The following is an 18,572-nucleotide window of genomic DNA, read 5'->3' on the forward strand; positions in this document are numbered from 1 at the left end:
CTCAGCCGGCGGGCACGGTGGCCCGGGCCGGGTCGGCGGGCCGCACCGGCTCCGGCGGCGCCTGCCCGCGCAGGAGGGCGAGCACGGCGTCGGCGGTGATCGGGGCGAGCAGCAGGCCGTTGCGGTGGTGTCCGGCCGCGACCAGTACTCCGGGCTCCAGCTCGCCGATCAGCGGCAGGTTGTCCGGGCTGCCCGCACGGAACCCGACCGAGCACTCCTCGAGCGCGTACTCGGCCAGCCCGGGAAGGACCAGCTCGGAGTCCCGGAGCAGGTCACGAACCCCGCCCACGGTGACGTCGGCGTCGAAACCGGCCTCGTACTGGGTGGCGCCCAGGACCAGGCCCCAGGGGCGCGGGACCGCGTACAGCGGGCGCCCCTCGACGAGCGCGCGCACGGTCCGGGTGGGCGGTGGTAGGGCACCGCGCCGGGTCCGCATGCGCAGTATCTCGCCCTTGACCGGGCGGATCAGGCCGCGCAGGGCGGGATAAAGCTGGCCGCTCCATGCACCCGCGCAGATCACGACGGTACCGGCGTCCAGGGCGGATCCGTCGTCGAGCAGAGCTCCGCCCGGGCGGACCTCACAAACGGTTCCGTCGTGGAAGTCCACTCCGGACCGCACGCAGGCGGCGTGGAGCGCGTTCATGAGGATCTCGTTGTCCACGGAGAGATCGCCCGGCGCGAACAGTCCACTTCGGACATTCGGGCCGAGGGATGGTTCGAGCTGGCGCAGCTGGCGTCCGGTCATCGGGGTGGCCGCCACGCCCTGGCCCGCCAGGTAGTCGGCCAGCTCGCGCAGGACCTGGGCATCGGCGTGGTCGACGGCGACGGCGACGGTACCCGCGGTGCACAGGGGAAGCTCCGTGTCCGAGGCCACAGCGAGTTGGGTGGCGAAATCGGGCCAGCGGGCCAACGACGCCAGCCCCAGCTCGAGAACGGGCTCCTCGCCGGGCCACGCCTCGCAGACCGGGGCGAGCATGCCGCCCGCCACCCGGGAGGCGGCTCGGGCCGGTGCGGGGTCGACCACGGTGACCGGGAGGCCGGCCGCGGCCGCGCGCCAGGCCACGGACAGGCCGACGACCCCGGCGCCCACGACGAGCACGCGCGGGCGGTGACCGTTCCGATCGGTGGAAAGGTGGGGTGCCTCGCCGGCCGCGACGTCACCCGCCCCGACAGAAGAAACCATCATCACGCTCCCTGCGCCGGCATGACCCGGATCAGGTTCGACGGTCGGGGTCGGCAGACCCCCTCTCAGCCCGGTTCCTCCAGGCTCCCGTGCGGACCACCTCCCACCGTAGCCGCACCACGGCCTAGGGTCGAGCCTGTGCCTGGCTTGAGTGGCGAACAGATCAGGGAACGGCTGGCCGACGCGCGGCTGTACCTGTGTACGGATGCGCGCCGGGACCGGTGGGACCTGGCGGAGTTCGTGGATGCGGCGCTGGCCGGCGGCGTCGACATCGTGCAGCTGCGGGACAAGCGGGACGAGGTCCCGCTGGAGGTCAAGCACGAGCTGGTGGCCTTGGAGGTCGTCGCGGAGGCATGTGCCCGACACGGAGCGTTGCTGGCGGCGAACGACCGGGCCGACGTCGCGTTGGCGGTGGGTGCGGACGTGCTGCATCTGGGGCAGGACGACCTGCCGGTGCACTGGGCGCGGCGGGTGTTGGGCGACGAGGTGGTGATCGGCCGCTCGACGCACGACGGCGCGCAGGCTGACGCCGCCGCGGTCGAGCACGGTGTTGACTATTTCTGCGTCGGCCCGTGCTGGCCAACCCCGACGAAGCCGGGCCGCCCGGCCCCTGGGCTCGGGCTGGTGCGGTACGCGGCTCGGCAGGAGCACGACCTGGGGCACGGGCGCCCCTGGTTCGCCATCGGCGGGATCGATGAGGGGCGCCTGGGAGAGGTCATGGAAGCAGGAGCGCAGCGGGTCGTGGTGGTCCGCGCGATCACGGAGGCCGAAGACCCACGGGCCGCAGCGGAACGTCTCTCCGGCCGGCTCCGGAACTGACCCGAGCAGCCTCAGCCGGCCATACCAGCCGGGCAGCGCCAATATGAAGGTTTTTCTACGCTAGAATGGCGCCATGGCGACGATACAGATCAAGGATGTCCCCGAGGAGGTCGCCGAGACCTTCCGGCGACGCGCCGCAGCAGCCGGTCAGTCGCTGCAGTCCTACATGCGCCAGTACCTGATCACCGAGGCAGGTCGGCGCACGAAGTCCGAAATCATGCAGGCGATCCGCGACACCCTGGAGCGTCACCCGACTCCCGGTTCGACCACCGAACAGACGATCGCCGACCTGCGGGAGTTGCGGGGTGAATGACGAATACGTCGTCGATGCCTCGGCGCTGATCGAAGCGGTGACCAACAAGCGTGCTGTCGGCATCGCGGTTCGCGCTGTCGTCGAACAAGCTACCTGTCACGCCCCGCACCTCATCGATGCTGAGGTTGGTCAGGTGCTACGCCGCAAAGAGCGGCGCGGCGAGATCGCCGACGAGGAAGCCATCACGGGCCTTCGCGCAGTCACCACCCTGGTCGAACACCGCTACGGACAGAACGGTTGGCTCGCCACACGTGCATGGGAGCTTCGGAACACAGTCACCTTCTACGACGCGCTTTACGTGGCCCTGGCTGCAAGGCTCGACCTTCCGCTACTCACCGGAGATGCCAAGCTCTGCGCAGCGCCTAACTTGCCCTGCAAGGTGCAGCTCCTCACCGCCTGACGCTGTTGGCAGGATGGATCAGCGCAGGATCATGTTCCGTCCTTCGGATACCTCGCCAGGATCTCCGCCTCCTGCTGCTCGATCTTGGCCCACTTCGCGGCGGCCTGCTTGGCAGGCTCTGCGCATTCCTCCGGCGTGGGATCGTATCCTCGCGCGGCCAGTGCGGCGCGGAAACGCGCGTGCCGCTCTTCGCTTCCGATATTCACCACCCCACTACCAATACAATGGGGCGCCGAACCAGGTGTGGAGGGCTTTCGCCAAGCCTTCCGGGTTCGGCTCTCCCCAGTCTGCCGCCCAGGCCACGTAGCCGTCGCGCCGAATCAGCACGGCTGAAAGGTCCGTCCGATCCGCTTCTGCCACGCGGAAGACATCCACCCGGTCCGACCAGCCCGCAACGTCGGCGCCGTAACCGAAGTCGAGCAGCACACCGCGGCCGCTTCCCATCAGCTCCGCCAAGGAGGCCGGCTCGCGGCCCTCGACCACAACCTTCCCCTCGTTCATGTGCCAGCCGACAAAAGGATGCGCGTCGTCGGGCACCGGGTATCGGATCTCCCGCCCGCTCAACATGTTCTGCAGGAACCGCAGGACCTCGTCCTGCTCCATCATCTCCGCGAACACCTCGCGGAGTGCGGTCGTCTGCGGTCCCGGCCGCATGAGTGCGACCTGAGCACGGTTGTTCTGCAACACCCGCTCAGCCGCCAGCCTCCGCTCAGCGGTGTACGTGTCGAGGAGACCATCCGGCGCCCAGCCCGCAACTGTTGCCGCGAGCTTCCAACCCAGGTTCGCCGCGTCCATCAGTCCGAGCGTCAAACCCTGGCCGCCGAACGGTGGGTGCACGTGGGCCGCGTCCCCGGCCAACAACACCCGGCCCTTCCGATACGTACTCGCCCGACGAGCGTTATCAGTGAAGCGTGTCGCGCTGCGCACCGCGGTGACCCGGACGTCCGTGCCACTCACCCGGCGCAGGCTGGCCTCGATCTCCTCCGCGGTGATCGGCACGTCCCGGTCCGCCGGCGGCCCGTCGAACTCCACGGTCAGGACACGTCCAGCAACGGGCCCGTACGCCAGCACGCCGGTCGCGGTCCGCCGCCAGCCCATCGGAAGCAGCTTGTCCGGCTCGTCGAGGTCCACGATCGCCTGGTGGCCGGTGATTGTCGGTTCGGTGCCGGGGAAGTCGAACCCGGCGAGCTTGCGCACCAGGCTCCGCCCACCGTCACAACCCACCAGATATCCCGCCCGCAACGGCACGTCGAGCCCACCGACCTCGACCGCGACCCCGTCCTCGTCCTGCCGGAAACCGTCGAGCGGGTGCTCTCGCCACACCGGCACCCCGAGCTCGCGCGCTCGATCCGCCAGCGCGTACTCGATTTCCTGCTGTGCGACGAACAGGTACGCCCGCTCCGCCTCCTCGGCCGGGCTCGGCGGGCGGGTCATGTACAACCCGCCGAAGTGGCCGCGCACCCTGCGGAACGGGTGGATCTCGCTCGTCACCTCGTCCAGTCGGCCTTCGGCGTCGGCGGCGCGAAGGGTGGCGTCCAGTTCCGGGTCGCTCTCGCGCATCATCTCGATGACCGCGCTGCCGCGGTCCCACTGCACACGCTCCAGGCGCTCCCCGAGGCCGAGGCGTACCAACGCCTCCGCGGCGAGCCCGCCAACCGCACCGGCCTTCATCGTCTGGTCGACGTCCGGCCGCCGCTCCAGCACCACCACCGAGGCACCGCCCACCGCCAGCTCACAGGCCAGCAGCAGCCCGACCGGTCCGGCGCCGGCCACCACCACGTCGAAGTCCATGCCTCACCCCCAGGGAGATCGACACCATCCTCACCGTCGAACGTGTACCCGGTCAAATCTTTTTCTCGGTAAGGTCCGGTCATGGCGGAGGGCCTGCGGGAACGCAAGAAGCAACGGACGCGACAGCACATCTCCGACGTGGCCACGCAGCTGTTCATCGAGCGTGGGTTCGACCAGGTGACCGTCGCGGAGATCGCCGCCGCCGCGGAGGTCTCGAAGATGACAGTCTTCAATTACTTTCCACGCAAGGAAGACCTCTATCTCGACCGTTACCAGGAGACGCGCGACCTGTTGCTGGGTGCCGTGCGAGGTCGGCCCGCCGGCCGGTCCGTCGTCGAGGCGGCGCGCGACCTGCTGATCGACCTCGTGCGCCGGCGCCACCCGCTGGGCGGCATCCTCGAGGGGTTGCCCACGTTCTGGGAGGTCGTCAAGGAAAGCCCGGCACTGGGCGACCGCCTCCGGCAACAGGGCCAGGAACTCGCGGAGGAACTGGCTGGGGCACTTGCCGAGGAGGCCGGCGTTCCCGCGCACGACCCGACGATGCGCACCGTGGCGGGCACGATCGTGACCACGATCGGCGTCATCTACCGCGAGGCGTTGCGGCGCCTGTTCGACGGTGAGCCGGTCGACAAGGTCCACGCGGACCAGCCCCGGCTGATCGAGGAGCAGTTCGCCCTGCTGTCGGCGGGACTGGCCGACTTCGGGCGGCCAACCAGGTCGACCACGTCGACCAGCTCACCCGGACAGCGAACCGGCTCAACAAAGGCCCGCCGGAGCAGCGCGAAAACCAGGCATGCCAAGTAGAAGGAGGTGCCCTCCGGGTCGCCGACCCGGAGGGCACCTCGATGCGGTCGTGCGGCCAGCAGGGGACGGCCGCACGCCGCGATCACCGGTGGACGCCCAACGTCAGCTGGTGACCAGTCGCAGCCCGTACTGGCTCAGGATCGGGTTGACGGGCTGGAAGTAGGTGGTCCCGCCGGAACGGCAGTTGCCGGAACCACCGGAGGTCACGCCCTGGGCCTGGCTACCGCTGATGAACGAGCCGCCGGAGTCACCCGGCTCGGCGCAGACGCTGGTGCGGGTCATGCCGTACACCGCGCCCTGCGGGTAGCGCACGGTCTCGTTCTTGCCCTGCACCCGGCCGCAGTGCCAGCCGGTCGTGGAGCCGGAACGGCAGATCGAGGCGCCGACCGCCGCCTCCTGCGAGCCGGCGACCTGCACGTTGCCGCTGTAGCGGTTGACCAGCGGACGCGGGGTCCAGTTGCTGTTCACCGCGACCCACGCCATGTCCCGGTTCGGGAAGATCGACGCCTGGAAGGTGCCCTGGCTGGCCCGGTTGTAGCCCAGCGTGCGCGAGCCGCGCTGGCCACAGTGGCCGGCGGACACGAAGCCCGGCGTGGAGCCCCGGGTCACCGAGAAGCCGACCGAGCAGCGGGCCCGGTTGTCGATGTAGTAGGCGTCGCCGCCGCGCACGTCGTACAGCGGCTGCGGCGCCTCGGCGGTCTCGACGTAGCGGACGCCGCTGGTACCGGCGAAGGACTTGGCGGCCTCCACCGCGCCCGGTGCCACGTTCACCACGACGCTGTTGCTCTTCGGGTCGACGTACCAGCCGCGGACCGACTCGGGCGCGCTGCCCGCCCGGCCGTCCAGGCCGGCCTTGAGGGTGTCGAGCGCGGACTCGGAGCGGTCGACCAGCTTCGGCACCGCACCGGCGGCCCGCACCGAGTCGGCCACCGCAAGGTCGGTGACGCCGACGATGAGCTTGCGGGTCTCGGCGTCGTAGTAGGCGCCGCCGTAGTTGCCGCCGAGCGAGCCGCGCAGCTTCTGCTCGGCCTCGTTGGCCGCGTGCTCGCTGGCCAGGCGCTCCTTCACCTGGTCGGCGGTGAGCCCGAGGTCGCGCTCCATGGCGGAGAGCATCTCGGGCGAGGCTGTGCCGGCGGTGGCGGGAGCCGCCGCGGCCGGCACCGTGAACGCTGCAGCCGTACCGGCCACCACGATGGCCGCCCCGACGATTCGAGCCGCGTTCATCGGCTTCATCTGTTGTCTCCCTCGCTCATGTGGTGCAGGGGTGCCCACGGGCGGCGGAGTTGCGTGCAGGGACGACGCCCGCGGGTGGGGAGGGCCTGGGCTCGCCGGGTGCGCGGCGGGCGGGGTCGCGACGAGAGACAGGGGGATCGGCGCACATGGCTTACCTCCCGTCGGCCCCGCATCACTCGATCGAGAACAGGTCCTCCTGATGGAGGACGTTATGGAGGGGTGACTATTACGAAAAGCCGCCAATCGGGGCAAAGAGTGTCACAAATCACCGCGAGGTGGTTGCGTGAGGTCACCGTATTCGGCCAGTTATGACGGAAAGTAATGAATCAAGGGTTCATTACCCCTGGCCGCTTCCCCTGCCCGGACCCACAGCACTGCGCCGTTCGGCCGCCCGGGTGGGCGCGGCCGAACGGCGCAGCGAACGATTCGGGGTCAGTTGGGGTGACTGCCGCCCTGCTCCGGATCGAGCACCGATCCCTGCTGGGCCCCCTGGCCGGAGCGGGCGTTGGTGCCGCCGGACTCCGAGCCGGTTCCGGAACCGGAGTCCGAACCACCGTTGCCCGGGTAGTTCGGTGCCGGCTGGTTGTTCGTCGGCGGCTTCGGGTTCCCGGACGGATCGCTGGGCTGGGAAGGCTTGACCCCCTTGCTCGGCTCGGGGGTGTTGGACGGCGTGTTGTCCTGCGACGGCTGCTGGCTCCGGCTGGCCGGCGGCTGCGGGGGCACCCCGTCGTTGGGCGAGTCCTGCTGCTGGTTCCCCGAGTTGTCCTGGTTGGGCGGGACCTCCTGGGGATCCGGCTGCTGGTGGTTCCTCGGAGCCGGGGGCTGGGGATGCCACAGGTCCGTCACCGTGGTGCCTTCGGTACCAGACAGGCTCTCCCCACGGAGCAACTCGACGCCGGTCACCGCGGCCATGCCCAGCGCGAAGCCGAGCAGGCTCACACCCGCCACCCGGACCCAGCGCTTCTTCAGCCAGTCCCGCCAGCTCTCGGTGCCCGGCTCCTCGACACCTGCAGCCGTGTCGGGCGTTCCGTTCGGCCCGTTCGACGGCCCGGCGGTGCCGGGCACGCGGACGACCTGGGTGGCATCGGCATCGGCCGGCAGCCGCACGACACGGGTGGCGTCGGGGTCCCCCACCGGCCGGACGACCTGGGTGGCGTCGTCGGGTCCGGGTGAACGGACCATCTGCGTCGCCTCCGGGTCGGGCCAACCCGGTCGTGCCGGGATCGTCCCCACGCTAGCGCGCTCCCCCGGTCGACGGGGGATCTTCGCGGCAACGACCTTGGCCGCCTTGGCCGCGTCCTTGGCGGCGTCCCGGGCGCGCTCCAGCGAGTGCTGGTAGAGCGCGCTCCCGACGGTGGTGATGACACTGGCGAGGCCGGCGCCCAGGACGGTGCCGTAGGTGCCGAGCGTGGCACCCAGCCAGCCGGCGGTCAGCGCGGCCAGGCCACCCGCGACCACCTGTGTCGTCTTGATTTGCAGTCCGCCCTTACCGTCCTCCTCGTTGCCAGTCTTGCCCGTTATGTCCCCGTCGTCGGTCTTGGTCCGCTTCTCCTCAGCCATGGCTCCGTGTCGCGACTCCCCGCCCGGTTCCCTTCCCACTCTCAACGGGCAAGACGCGTTAATCGCTCCCGCGGGTTCAGTCCACGTGACCACAGTTACCTGTGGATCTCACGGAAACCACACTTGATATCCATAGTGGACAGAGGGGCGGATTGTCCCGTCGCGCACCGCATTCCCATGGTCACCGCTCGCGTTGGATGCCACGGGGGCTGAGGTGGGTCGGCGGTCCTTCCACGCCGCAGGTGAGGCACTCCCCCGGGTGCGCCGCCTCGTGGCCGCGCGACTCCGGCTCGACAGCCGCCGCCCGCAGTACGTTGTTGTCCACGGCCACCGCGAGCACTCCCGCCGTCGCGCACAGCACCGCGGCCACGATCAACGCGAACCGCCACCCATCCGTCATCGCCGTGGGGTTGGCGTAGTCGTCACCGCTCAGCCCCGCCACGGCGGGGAGCACCGCGATCGCCAGCAATGTGCCGGTGCGCGCGATCGCGTTGTTCACCCCGGATGCCACTCCGGCGAACCGGTCCGGGGCCGCGGCGAGCACCGTGGAGGTCACCGGCGCCACCACGGTCGCCAGTCCGAGCCCGAACACGAGCAGACCGGGCAACACGGCCGTCAGGTAACCGGTTCCCGGCACCACCCCACGCAACATCACCAGTCCGGTCGCGATCAGCAGCGGCCCGACCACGAGCTGGACGCGGGGACCGACGCGCTGCGCGAGCCGGCCGGATCCGCCGGACAGCAACAGCATGAGCGCGGTGATCGGCAGGCTGGCCAGGCCGGCCAGCATGGGCGGATAGCCCAGCGACATCTGCAGCTGCATCACCAGCAGCACCATGATCCCGCCAAGAGCCGCGTAGACCAGCAAGGTCAGCCAGTTGGAGATCACGAACGTGCGGTTGCCGAACAACGTCAGCGGCACCAGCGGGTTCGGCCGGTGTTGGCGCAGGAGGAACGCCACCAGCGCGACGATGCCGATCCCACCGGACGCCACGACCAGGCCATCCCCCGCACCGCGCGCGGGGGCCTCCACCAGGGCCGCGGTGACCCCGCCCAGGCCGATCACCCCCAGTGCGGCGCTGGTCAGGTCGGTACGGCCGGCCGCCTCGAGATCGCGGGTCTCCGGGACGTGCCGGACGGTCAGCCACCAGGTGAGCGCGGCTACCGGGAGGTTGACCAGGAACGCCAGGCGCCACGACCACGCCTGCACGAGCAGGCCGCCGGCCAGCGGGCCCAGGGCGGTGGCGATCCCGGACAGCCCGGACCACAAACCGATCGCGGTCGACCGGTCCTGCCGGACGAAGACCGACTGCAGGATCGCCAGCGAGCCCGGGGTGAGCAACGCGCCGCCGACCCCCTGCAGCACGCGGGCCACCACCAGCCATTCCAGGGTCGGGGCGAGGCCACAGAGCGCCGAGGCGACGCCGAACCAGATGATCCCGATCTGGAAGATCCGCCGACGGCCGTAGCGGTCCCCCAGGGCACCGCCGACGAGGATGAGCGCCGCCAGGGTGAGCAGGTAGCCGTCCAGGACCCACTGCAGCCCGGACACCGAGGCGTTCAGCTCCTGCCCGATCCAGGGCAGCGCGACGTTGACGATCGTGCCGTCGATCAACGCCATCCCGGAGCCGAGGATGGTCGCGGCCAGGATTCCCCGGGCGCGGGCGGTGCGCAGCCGCACCTCTACCGTCTCCACCACGCTCGCAGCATCCCCGCCCTGATCGGCGCCCGCCATGGGGGAAGCCGACGATCACCTGATCACGTCCGGGCCGGACGCGGCCCGAGGATCAGCGGGCGGGTGGGTTGAGGGTGGCGACGAACTTGTAGCGGTCACCACGGTAGACGGAACGGACCCACTCCACCGGTGCGCCCTCGGTGTCGAAGGAGTGCCGGGACAACAACAGCATGGGCAGGCCCACGTCGGCGCCGAGCAGCTCGGCCTCCTCCGGGCTGGCCAACGCGGTCTCGATGGTCTCCTCGGCGTGCCCCAGCTCGACCCCGAACCGCTCGCGCAACACCTGGTACAGCGAGTTGCCGGCGCCGATGTAGCGGCGCAGGCCGCGGAACCGGCCCAGCGCCAGGTGCGTGGTCTCGATGGCCATCGGCTCGCCGTCGGCCAGCCGGAGCCGACGCAGCCGGAGGATCTTGGCGCCGGGCCGCACCCCGAGCAGCTGGGCCAGCTCCGGGTCGGCCGGCTGCTCGGTGGCCTCCAGCAACCGGGACGCCGGCTGCCGGCCGTGGGCGCGCATGTCCTCGGTGTAGGAGGACAGCTGCAGCCGTTGCGCCACCTTCGGCTCGGCCGCGAAGGTGCCCTTGCCCTGCACGCGCAGCAGCCGGCCCTCGACGGTCAGCTCGGCCAGCGCCTGCCGGACCGTGGTGCGGGAGACGTCGAACTCGGCGGCCAGCGAGCGTTCGGTCGGGATGGGCGAACCCGGCGGCAGCGAACGGAGGAGGTCGAGCAGGTGTCGCTTGAGCCCCCAGTACTTGGGCTCGCGCTGCGAGCGTGCCCGGGTGCCCTCGTCCACGGACGGCGTGGTGTCCAGCATGGCCTCCTCCTGTTCGGCGCCCGCGCCCGGTCCTCGGCCGTGCGCGGCGCGTCCCGCCCACCACTGTCGCGGTGCTCCCCGGTCCTCCAGGATGCCCGCAAATCCCGCTGCCCGGGATGAGATCACACGGCCAGGGTGCGGTGGTTGTGGATCGCGGCGCGACACACCGCCGAGGCACCCGGCCGGTCTTCGACAGGGCGGCGGGAGCACCGGCACGTGGGGCATGACCTGCCGCCGTTGTCGTCCAGCTGGCGTCACTGATCGCTCAGGAGCGATGCGCCCGCTTCATCACGGTCTCGGCAACCCCCTTGACAGTCCGTGTGACGGGACACACGCTGCTCATATTGGTCTACACCATTGGGCCCGGTGGGTCGGGCATCGGCACCGCCGGCCCGCGGGGTTCGACCATCGGTACCGGGGTCTGGCCGGGGCGCCAGACCGGGAGGGCGGCACACGTGGAGCGCTGGAAGAGACTTGCCGTGGGCGCCGCCGCGCTCGCGGTCGCGACGAGCGGCTGCGGGATCGGCGGCGGTGGCGGCTCCGGTGGCGACCAGGACGGCAAGACGCTGACCGTCTGGCTCATGGACGGCTCGGCGCCCAAGTCCTTCACCGACGATCTGCACAAGGAGTTCGAGGCCCAGCACGACGGCGTGCAGGTCAACTACGTGGTGCAGCAGTGGAAGGGCATCCAGGACAAGCTCACCACGGCGCTGGCCGGAAACAACCCGCCGGACGTGATCGAGCTGGGCAACACCCAGACCGCGCGGTTCGCCGAACAGGGAACGCTGGCCGATCTCAGCGGTTCCCTCGGTGACCTGGCCGGCGGCCAGTGGCAGGAGGCGTTGAAGGAATCGGCTTCCTGGGACGGCAAGCCGTACGCGATGCCGTTCTACGCGGCCAACCGCACGGTGATCTACCGCAAGGACATGTTCGCCGGGGCGGGTATCGCCGCGCCGCCGAAGACGCGTGCCGAGTGGCTGGACGCGATCGACAAGCTCAAGGCGGCCAACGCCGACAACCCCGACTTCGATCCGCTGTACCTGCCCGGCCAGTCCTGGTACGTGCTGTTGTCGTTCATCTGGGACGAGGGCGGTGACATCGCGGTCTCCGACGGTGGGAAGTTCACGGCCACGTTGGACACGCCGCAGGCCAAGGCCGGGGTCGAGTTCTACGCCAAGCTCGTCGAGGCGTCGGGCACCAAGGCTCCGAAGGACGCCGACGAGGCCACCCCGCAGCAGTACGAGCTGTTCGCCAAGGGCAACACGGCGATGATGATCGGCCTGCCGTGGGAGGCGGCCAGCGCGATCAAGGCGGACCAGAAGCTCGCCGACGTCACCGCGGCCTTCCCGATCCCCGGCAAGGACGACGCCCGTACCGCACCGGTGTTCCTCGGCGGGTCCAACCTGGCGATCCCGGCCGGCAGCAAGAACCAGCAGCTGGCCAGGGACTACCTGAAGTTGCTCGCCAGCCCCGAGTACCAGGACAGGATCGGGTCCGAGGCCAAGGCGGTGCCCGGGGCGTCCCGGGACGTGAGCGCGTTGGGGTCCGACCCGATCGCCGGGCCGATGGCCGCGGCGGCGAGCAACGGCAAGGTCACCCCGGTGACGCCGAACTGGGCAGCCGTGGAGGCGGGCCAGAACCCGTTGAAGGACATGATGACCGCCGTGCTCACCGGCGCGAAGTCCGTCGACGAGGCCGCGGCGGAGGCCAACGCCAGGATCGGCGAGCTGCTGGCCGGTTGAAGGCTACGGCAATGACCACCACAGTCGACACCACGGTGCCGGCGGGATCCCCGCCGGCACCGCCACGGGCCACCGACCGCGGTCGCCGGCGCCGGGCCCCGTTCGGTGAGCGTCTCCTTCCTTATCTCCTGCTGGCCCCGGCCATCGCGACGTTGCTGTCCCTGGTCGGGTGGCCGGCGTTGCTGGTGGTGCTGACCAGCTTCCGCCAGCTCGGCCTGGGTGAGCTGGTCAGCGGCCAGCTGATCTGGGTCGGCTCCGCCAACTACGCCGAGGTGTTGTCCGATCCGCAGTTCTGGACGATCACCTTGCGCACGGTGGTGTTCACCGCCGCCTGCGTGGCCGCCACCCTGGTCGGTGGGTTGCTGGTGGCGTTGCTGATGCGCCAGCTCGACAGGACCGTGCGGATCATCCTGCAGGTGGCGATGTTGCTGGCATGGGCCATGTCCATCGTGTCCGCCACGACTGTCTTCCAGTGGATGTTCGACCAGCGCTTCGGCATCCTCAACAAGACGCTGGTGCTGCTCGGATTCGACTCCTTCCGGGAGCACAACTGGTTCGCCACCGGCACCTCGACTCTTGCGGTCATCGGGCTGCTGATCTGCTGGCAGGCCATCCCGTTCGTGGCGTTCGCGCTCTACGCCGGGCTGTTGGGGATCCCGCGCGACCTGTACGAGGCGGCGGGCATCGACGGGGCGAGCGCGTGGCAGACGTTCCGCTCGGTCACCTGGCCCACGCTCCGGCCGATCGTGTTGATGATGACCTTCCTGCAGTTGTTGTGGGACTTCAAGGTCTTCACGCAGGTGTGGGCGTTCCGCCAGGGTGGCCCGAACGGGGAGAGCACCACGCTGCCGGTCCTGCAGTACCTCAAGGGCATCGCCTCCGGTCACTTCGGCGTGGCGGCGGCGGTGAGCGTGCTGATGGTGCTGGTGTTGTCCGTGGTGACCGCGCAGTACCTGCGGATGCTGGTGCGGGCGCAGGAGGTGGAACTGTGAGGGCGTCGCGTGCGCGCCGTACCTTCTTTTCTGTTGTCGGTGTACTGGCGGCCACGTTCTTCGCGTTCCCGGTCTACTGGATGGTGAGCTCGGCGCTGAAGCCCACCAACCAGCTCCAGTCGACCGACTACGACCTGGTACCGACCAGCATCACCACACAACACTTCGCCACCGCGCTGGGCAAGCCCGGTTTCCTCGCCGCGTTGCAGATGAGCCTGATCGTCACCCTGACCGCGGTGCTGTTCTCGTTGCTGGCCGGGCTGCTCGCCGCGGTGCCGCTGGCCCGGTTGCGGTTCCGGGGCCGGAAGGGCTTCCTGCTGCTGGTGCTGGTGGCACAGATGGCGCCGCTGGAGGCGCTGCTGATCCCGATGTATCTGATGATGCGGGACGCCAACCTGCTGGACACTCTGCCGGGGCTGGTCCTGGTCTACTTCGCCGCGACCCTGCCGTTCACGTTGTGGACCCTGCGTGGATTCGTGCACGGGATCCCGGTGGACCTGGAGGAGGCGGCGATGGTGGACGGCTGCGGCCGGTGGGGTGCCTTCCGGCGCGTGACGCTGCCGCTGTTGGGCCCGGGCCTGGTCGCCACCTCGGTGTTCGGCTTCATCACGGCGTGGAACGAGTTCGTCTTCGCCCTGGTCCTCTTCTCCGACGAGTCGAAGCGGACGCTGCCGGTGTGGCTGTCCACCTTCCAGTCGGCGTTCGGCACCGACTGGGGCGGCACCATGGCGGCCTCCACCCTGTTCACCCTGCCCGTCGTCGTGTTCTTCCTGATCGTGCAACGCAACATGGTGGCCGGGGTGACCGCGGGCGCCGTGAAGGGGTGAGGAGATGTCCACACCGGACGGCGACGTGGTCGCGCTCGCACACGGGGTCCTGCTACCCGGGTTCGTCGGCACCACCGCCCCGGACTGGGTGCGGCGGCGGATCGCCGACGGTCTGGGCGGCGTGGTGTTGTTCGGCCGCAACGTGGTCGACGACGCCCAGGTGGCGGCGCTGACCGCCGCCCTGCGCGTGGAGCGGTCCGCGATCGTGGTCGGGATCGACGAGGAGGGCGGCGACGTCACGCGGCTGGACGCCGCCCGGGGCTCGGTGCTGCCCGGGAACCTGGCACTGGGCGCGGCCGGTGACCCGCCACTGACCCGGGAGGTGGCCGCCGCGCTGGGTACTCGGCTCGCCGCGTGCGGGGTGACCCTCGATCTCGCGCCGTGCGCCGATCTCACGCTGACGCCGGACGATCCGATCATCGGCGTTCGCGCGTTCGGCGCCGAGGCGGGGCCGGCGGCGGAGCAGGTCGCGGCGTTCGTGGGTGGCCTGCAGTCCACCGGAGTCGCGGCGTGCGCCAAGCACTTCCCCGGGCACGGCGCCGCCCCCGCCGACTCGCACGTGGAGTTGCCGACCCTGCAACGGTCCCCCACCCAGCTCGACGCGGTCGAACTGGTCCCGTTCCGGGCAGCCGTGGCGGCCGGGGTTCGCTCGGTGATGACCGGGCACCTGGTGGTACCGGCGTGGGGCCCGGAGCCGGCCACGGTGAGCCCGCGAGCGATCGGCGAGGTGCTGCGGGGCGAGCTGGGCTTCTCGGGTGCCGTGATCACCGATGCGTTGGAGATGGGCGGGGTCGCGGGCCAGTTCGGGGACATGGCCGGGCTGACCGCGGCCGCCGTGCGGGCACTGCGCGCCGGCGCCGACGGGCTCTGCCTGGGTGGCCAGCTGGCCGACGAGTCGGTCGTCACCGGCGTGGTCGAGGCCCTGGTGGCCGCGGTCCGCTCCGGCGAGCTGGCGGAGCAGCGCCTGGTCGAGGCGGCCGGACGGGTGGCCGGGCTGGGCCAGCCGGCGACGGCCCTCCCCGGCGACCCGGGTCTGCTGGCCGCGCTGGGGCGGCGTGCCGCGCGGCGGGCGCTGCGGGTGCGTGGCACGGTGGCGTTGGCCGGGCCGCCGCTGGTGGTCGACGTGGTCACGCCGCCGTCGATCGCCGTGGGCGAGGTGCCGTGGGGACTGGGCGGGCATCTGGCCGAGCTGCTGCCGGGCACGGTGTGCCTGCGGTGCCCGGTCGACGCGTTGCCCGAGCCGGGCCAGCTCGGCGAGTCGGCCGACGGGCGTGCGGTCGTGGTGGTGACGCGGGACGCACACCGGCACCCTGGGGCAGGTGACCTGGTAGCCGGACTGGCTAGAATTGGTCTAGACCTAATCTGGGTCGAGACCGGGGTACCGGGCCCCGAGGTGCCCGGGGTTGCCCGGCTCGACACGCACGGCGGCTCGCGTGCCTCGCTTCGCGCCGCAGCCGAACTACTTGCCGGCCGGACCGGGGCTGGAGGAGGGCAGGCTTGAGCTACCTCCCACGGCAGACGCCGAGGGGTGCCGCCGCACCCCGCAGCGCGGGCCGGCAGTCCCGGCCGGGACGCAGGTCTGCGTTGCGGACCGGCGGTCCCAGATCGGCCGCCCGGGCTTCGCATTCCGCCCCGGCGGTCGGTCCGACCAGCGCCCTCCTGAAGCCAGAGGCCCCGGTTGTCCCCGCCCGCACCGGCCTTCCCGGACCCGGTCGCCCCGTTCTCTCTCTCCCACCCGAACGCGAGGGTCTCCTCGAGGAGAATCTGATGACCCAGCAGCAGCCGGCCGCGGCGCCCGGCCAGCACATGACCGCCGAGATCGCCGAGCAGCCCGAGGTCTTCGCGGCACTGCTCGCACGGCGGCCGGAGATCGCGGCCGTGGCCGAACGGGTGACGGCCCGGCGGCCGCGGTTCGCGTTGCTCGCCGCCCGCGGCTCCTCCGACCACGCCGCGCTGTACGCCAAGTACCTCATCGAGGTGCTGCTGGAGCTGCCGGCCGGCCTGGTCTCCCCGTCCACGACAACGCTGTACGGCGCCGAACCGGACCTGACCGACGTGCTGCTGGTCTCGGTGAGCCAGAGCGGCGGGTCGCCCGACCTGCTGGAGGTCACCGAGTCCGCGCGCCGCCGCGGTGCGCTGACCGTCGCCGTCACCAACACGCCGGGATCGCCGCTGGAGCGGGCCGCGGAGCTGAGCATCGACATCGGTGCCGGCCGGGAACAGGCGGTTGCGGCCACCAAGACCTACAGCGCCTCGCTGCTCGCGCTCTACCTGCTGATCGACGCGATCCACGGGGGGTCGGGCGCACGGGCGGCGTCGCTGCCCGAGCTGGCGCGGTCCACTTTGGATAGTTCGGTGGACGCGGTCGAGGAGGCGGTGCAGCGGTATCGCTTCGTGTCGCGGATGGTCACCACCGGCCGGGGTTACTCCTCGGCGACCGCGGCGGAGGCGGCGCTGAAGCTCGCCGAGACCAGCTACCTGTCGGCCCGCGCCTACAGCGGGGCGGACCTGCTGCACGGCCCGGTCGCCGCCGTCGACGAGCAGACCGGGGTACTGGCGGTGTGCAGCGAGGGGCGCGGCGGCGCGGCCCTGCGCGAGGTGCTGGACGTGGTGCACGAGCGGGGCGCGGACATCTGCGCGGTCGGCTCGGCGGCGGGCAAGGTGTCCGCGGCGCAGCGGATCGATCTGCCGGCCTGCGCCGAGGAGGTGGCACCGGTGCTGGAGATCCTGCCGGTGCAGCGGCTGTCGCTCGGGCTCGCGCTGGCCCGGGGCGGCGATCCCGACCACCCGCGCGGGCTGAACAAGATCACGCGGACCCGCTGAGGGCCCGTCGCCGGCTGCCCTGCGATCATGAGCGGGGGATACGGGGTGTCAACCGATCTCCTACCTTCGCCTCGGTTGGCTCTGCGGGCGGCCGGACCTGACGTCCGGTGGGGTGAGGTGCCGTCGCGCCACGGCATCTCCCCCCACCGGCTTTTCGTTGCTTTGTCCCCGGACCGTCCGCCCCGTCCGTTCTCCCGATCGGCGTCGTCGTCCGGATGGGTGGCCCGGAAACGGGAAGGCCCGCCTCACCGAGGGGGCGGGATGAGGCGGGCAATTCCTAGGTTACGCCGAACGGAGCAATACCTGCCACGTGACGCGCCCGAGTGGGTGGCGCCCCACTCCGCGGCTGGCTGAGTCAGGCCGGACAGCCACGGCACACGGGTGACCGCCGCGCACCCGGAGCATCACACGTGGACGACGGCCAGGCGACGCTCCTGGGCCACTCAGGTGGCTTCGGTCAGGCGGTGCCGATGTGTTGGCGTTGGCGGCCGAGGCCGGTCGCTTCCAGCTCGACCACGTCGCCCGGGCGCAGGTACGGCTGCGGCTCGGGGGACGTCATCCCCACGCCGGCGGGGGTGCCCGTGTTGATGAGATCCCCCGGCCGCAACACCATGTACCAGCTCAGTCGCCACACCATCTCGGCCACACCGAACACCATCTCGGCGGTTGTCGACTCCTGGCGCAGTTCACCGTTCACCCACAATCGCAAGGCCACCGACTGCGGGTCGCGCACCTCGCCCGCGGGCACGAGCCACGGCCCGAGTGGGTTGAACGTCTCACACGACTTGCCCTTGCCCCACTGCCCGCCCCCGCGTTCCAGTTGGAACTCACGCTCGGTGACATCGTGCGAGAGCACATACCCGGCAACGCGGTCCAACGCTTCCTCCGGCCCTGCCAGGTATCGCGCCGTCCGGCCGATGACCACTCCCAGCTCGACCTCCCAGTCGGTGCGGGACGAGTCGCGTGGCAGGAGCACCTCGTCATACGGCCCGACGACCACATCGGGCGCGCGCAGCACCACCACGGGTTCCGTCGGCACCGGTGCGCCGGCAACCCGGGCATAACTGTGGTAGTTCACGCCGAGGCAGATGACCTTGCCCGGCTGGGCGATCGGCGCCCCCACCCGCAGGCCGCTGCCGTCGCCCGGATCGTCGAGCCGGGGCAGGGAACCGTCGGCCAACGCCGCCCGGACCCGGCCCAGACCGTCGGAAGTAAGGAAAGCTCCGTCCAGGTCGCGGGTCAGCGGTCGCAGGTCGTACAGCAGCTGGTCGCCGGCCCGGACGGCGGGACACTCGGTACCTGGCTCGCCGAGGCGCAGAAAGCGCACGTTGCTCCTCCTTGTCCGAGGACAGCACTGTCAGCAATGCGCGCCGGCCAAGCGAGCCAGGAAACTGCATACCCTCGGCAGCCGCGGGAGTCCAGACCTTTCCTCCGCAGCGGCCCCCGTTGCCTGGTTCTCCCGCAATGCGGCGCCATGAGCCGATCGGCTCCGGGCATCACAGTTCCCGGCCCCACACCACCCGCCGATGGTGGGGAACG

The 18,572-nt window shown here is 71.0% G+C and carries 17 protein-coding genes and 1 riboswitch; of the genes, 9 read left to right on the forward strand and 8 right to left on the reverse strand.

What is annotated here, in order from left to right; translation table 11 throughout:
• Position 1: 1 nt before the first annotated feature.
• On the reverse strand, positions 2 to 1,183 hold the full coding sequence (gene thiO / locus IEY55_RS06645) for a glycine oxidase ThiO (protein ID WP_189055038.1): 1,182 nt from the start codon (positions 1,181 to 1,183) through the stop codon (positions 2 to 4).
• Positions 1,175 to 1,284, reverse strand: a riboswitch (TPP riboswitch). It overlaps the preceding gene by 9 nt.
• 37 nt (positions 1,285 to 1,321) lie before the next feature.
• Between thiO and thiE the strand changes: the two genes are divergently transcribed.
• The 3 genes from thiE (at position 1,322) to IEY55_RS06660 (ending at position 2,715) form a co-directional block, all read left to right on the forward strand.
• Positions 1,322 to 2,002: a thiamine phosphate synthase gene (gene thiE / locus IEY55_RS06650; RefSeq protein ID WP_189055040.1), complete on the forward strand. Its 681-nt coding sequence runs from the start codon at positions 1,322 to 1,324 to the stop codon at positions 2,000 to 2,002.
• Positions 2,003 to 2,075: 73 nt separating this feature from the next.
• Positions 2,076 to 2,315 carry a FitA-like ribbon-helix-helix domain-containing protein gene (locus IEY55_RS06655; RefSeq protein ID WP_189055042.1) on the forward strand — a complete coding sequence of 80 codons (240 nt, stop codon included), beginning with the start codon at positions 2,076 to 2,078 and terminating at the stop codon, positions 2,313 to 2,315.
• The gene (locus tag IEY55_RS06660; RefSeq protein WP_189055044.1) at positions 2,308 to 2,715 is read left to right on the forward strand and encodes a type II toxin-antitoxin system VapC family toxin; all 408 of its coding nucleotides are present in this window, start codon (positions 2,308 to 2,310) and stop codon (positions 2,713 to 2,715) included. Before IEY55_RS06655 ends, IEY55_RS06660 begins: the two co-directional genes overlap by 8 nt.
• Before the next feature lie 29 nt (positions 2,716 to 2,744).
• Here the strand turns inward: IEY55_RS06660 and IEY55_RS06665 are convergent, their stop codons facing one another.
• Both IEY55_RS06665 and IEY55_RS06670 read right to left on the reverse strand, forming a co-directional pair.
• Complete coding sequence (locus tag IEY55_RS06665; RefSeq protein WP_189055045.1) at positions 2,745 to 2,921, reverse strand: hypothetical protein; 177 nt, start codon at positions 2,919 to 2,921, stop codon at positions 2,745 to 2,747.
• A gap of 7 nt (positions 2,922 to 2,928) precedes the next feature.
• Positions 2,929 to 4,506: an FAD-dependent monooxygenase gene (locus IEY55_RS06670; RefSeq protein ID WP_189055047.1), complete on the reverse strand. Its 1,578-nt coding sequence runs from the start codon at positions 4,504 to 4,506 to the stop codon at positions 2,929 to 2,931.
• A gap of 81 nt (positions 4,507 to 4,587) precedes the next feature.
• On the opposite strand from IEY55_RS06670, the gene IEY55_RS06675 reads away from it, so the two are divergent.
• Positions 4,588 to 5,310, forward strand: coding sequence for a TetR/AcrR family transcriptional regulator (locus tag IEY55_RS06675; protein WP_189055049.1), 723 nt, complete (start codon positions 4,588 to 4,590; stop codon positions 5,308 to 5,310).
• 102 nt (positions 5,311 to 5,412) lie between these two features.
• Here the strand turns inward: IEY55_RS06675 and IEY55_RS06680 are convergent, their stop codons facing one another.
• The 4 genes from IEY55_RS06680 to IEY55_RS06695 form a co-directional block, all read right to left on the reverse strand.
• A complete protein-coding gene (locus tag IEY55_RS06680; protein ID WP_189055051.1) occupies positions 5,413 to 6,543 on the reverse strand; it encodes a S1 family peptidase in 1,131 nt (376 codons plus the stop codon).
• A 432-nt stretch (positions 6,544 to 6,975) separates the two neighbouring features.
• Entirely contained in the window at positions 6,976 to 8,103 is a 1,128-nt protein-coding gene (locus tag IEY55_RS06685; RefSeq protein ID WP_189055054.1) for a hypothetical protein, read from the reverse strand.
• Between the two features lie 181 nt (positions 8,104 to 8,284).
• Positions 8,285 to 9,838 carry an MFS transporter gene (locus IEY55_RS06690; protein WP_189055056.1) on the reverse strand — a complete coding sequence of 518 codons (1,554 nt, stop codon included), beginning with the start codon at positions 9,836 to 9,838 and terminating at the stop codon, positions 8,285 to 8,287.
• A gap of 52 nt (positions 9,839 to 9,890) precedes the next feature.
• Complete coding sequence (locus tag IEY55_RS06695) at positions 9,891 to 10,649, reverse strand: GntR family transcriptional regulator (protein WP_189055332.1); 759 nt, start codon at positions 10,647 to 10,649, stop codon at positions 9,891 to 9,893.
• A 455-nt stretch (positions 10,650 to 11,104) separates the two neighbouring features.
• Here IEY55_RS06695 and IEY55_RS06700 point away from each other — a divergent pair, with 455 nt between their 5' ends.
• The 5 genes from IEY55_RS06700 (at position 11,105) to IEY55_RS06720 (ending at position 17,033) form a co-directional block, all read left to right on the forward strand.
• Positions 11,105 to 12,391 (forward strand): sugar ABC transporter substrate-binding protein, encoded by a 1,287-nt coding sequence (locus IEY55_RS06700; RefSeq protein WP_189055334.1) that lies wholly within the window; start codon positions 11,105 to 11,107, stop codon positions 12,389 to 12,391.
• A gap of 11 nt (positions 12,392 to 12,402) precedes the next feature.
• Positions 12,403 to 13,383, forward strand: a complete 981-nt coding sequence (locus IEY55_RS06705) for a carbohydrate ABC transporter permease (RefSeq protein ID WP_189055058.1) — start codon at positions 12,403 to 12,405, stop codon at positions 13,381 to 13,383.
• Positions 13,380 to 14,210, forward strand: coding sequence for a carbohydrate ABC transporter permease (locus IEY55_RS06710; RefSeq protein ID WP_229686124.1), 831 nt, complete (start codon positions 13,380 to 13,382; stop codon positions 14,208 to 14,210). The genes IEY55_RS06705 and IEY55_RS06710 overlap by 4 nt, the downstream gene beginning before the upstream one ends.
• Positions 14,211 to 14,214: 4 nt before the next feature.
• Entirely contained in the window at positions 14,215 to 15,711 is a 1,497-nt protein-coding gene (locus tag IEY55_RS06715; RefSeq protein ID WP_189055059.1) for a glycoside hydrolase family 3 N-terminal domain-containing protein, read from the forward strand.
• Positions 15,712 to 15,977: 266 nt separating this feature from the next.
• Complete coding sequence (locus IEY55_RS06720) at positions 15,978 to 17,033, forward strand: SIS domain-containing protein (RefSeq protein ID WP_189055061.1); 1,056 nt, start codon at positions 15,978 to 15,980, stop codon at positions 17,031 to 17,033.
• A gap of 457 nt (positions 17,034 to 17,490) precedes the next feature.
• On the opposite strand, the gene IEY55_RS06725 is transcribed toward IEY55_RS06720, so the two are convergent.
• Positions 17,491 to 18,360, reverse strand: a complete 870-nt coding sequence (locus tag IEY55_RS06725) for a fumarylacetoacetate hydrolase family protein (protein WP_189055063.1) — start codon at positions 18,358 to 18,360, stop codon at positions 17,491 to 17,493.
• Positions 18,361 to 18,572: the final 212 nt, after the last annotated feature.

This window comes from Longimycelium tulufanense (assembly GCF_014645795.1).
In the GTDB taxonomy this organism is placed as follows: domain Bacteria; phylum Actinomycetota; class Actinomycetes; order Mycobacteriales; family Pseudonocardiaceae; genus Longimycelium; species Longimycelium tulufanense.

Bases quoted from the DNA above. Each gene is read 5' to 3' on its own strand.
- thiO (WP_189055038.1), bottom strand. From the start codon at position 1,183: ATGGTTTCTTCTGTCGGGGCGGGTGACGTCGCGGCCGGCGAGGCACCC.
- IEY55_RS06655 (WP_189055042.1), top strand. From the start codon at position 2,076: ATGGCGACGATACAGATCAAGGATGTCCCCGAGGAGGTCGCCGAGACC.
- IEY55_RS06670 (WP_189055047.1), bottom strand. From the start codon at position 4,506: ATGGACTTCGACGTGGTGGTGGCCGGCGCCGGACCGGTCGGGCTGCTG.
- IEY55_RS06675 (WP_189055049.1), top strand. From the start codon at position 4,588: ATGGCGGAGGGCCTGCGGGAACGCAAGAAGCAACGGACGCGACAGCAC.
- IEY55_RS06680 (WP_189055051.1), bottom strand. From the start codon at position 6,543: ATGAAGCCGATGAACGCGGCTCGAATCGTCGGGGCGGCCATCGTGGTG.
- IEY55_RS06685 (WP_189055054.1), bottom strand. From the start codon at position 8,103: ATGGCTGAGGAGAAGCGGACCAAGACCGACGACGGGGACATAACGGGC.
- IEY55_RS06690 (WP_189055056.1), bottom strand. From the start codon at position 9,838: ATGGCGGGCGCCGATCAGGGCGGGGATGCTGCGAGCGTGGTGGAGACG.
- IEY55_RS06695 (WP_189055332.1), bottom strand. From the start codon at position 10,649: ATGCTGGACACCACGCCGTCCGTGGACGAGGGCACCCGGGCACGCTCG.
- IEY55_RS06705 (WP_189055058.1), top strand. From the start codon at position 12,403: ATGACCACCACAGTCGACACCACGGTGCCGGCGGGATCCCCGCCGGCA.
- IEY55_RS06715 (WP_189055059.1), top strand. From the start codon at position 14,215: ATGTCCACACCGGACGGCGACGTGGTCGCGCTCGCACACGGGGTCCTG.
- IEY55_RS06720 (WP_189055061.1), top strand. From the start codon at position 15,978: ATGACCCAGCAGCAGCCGGCCGCGGCGCCCGGCCAGCACATGACCGCC.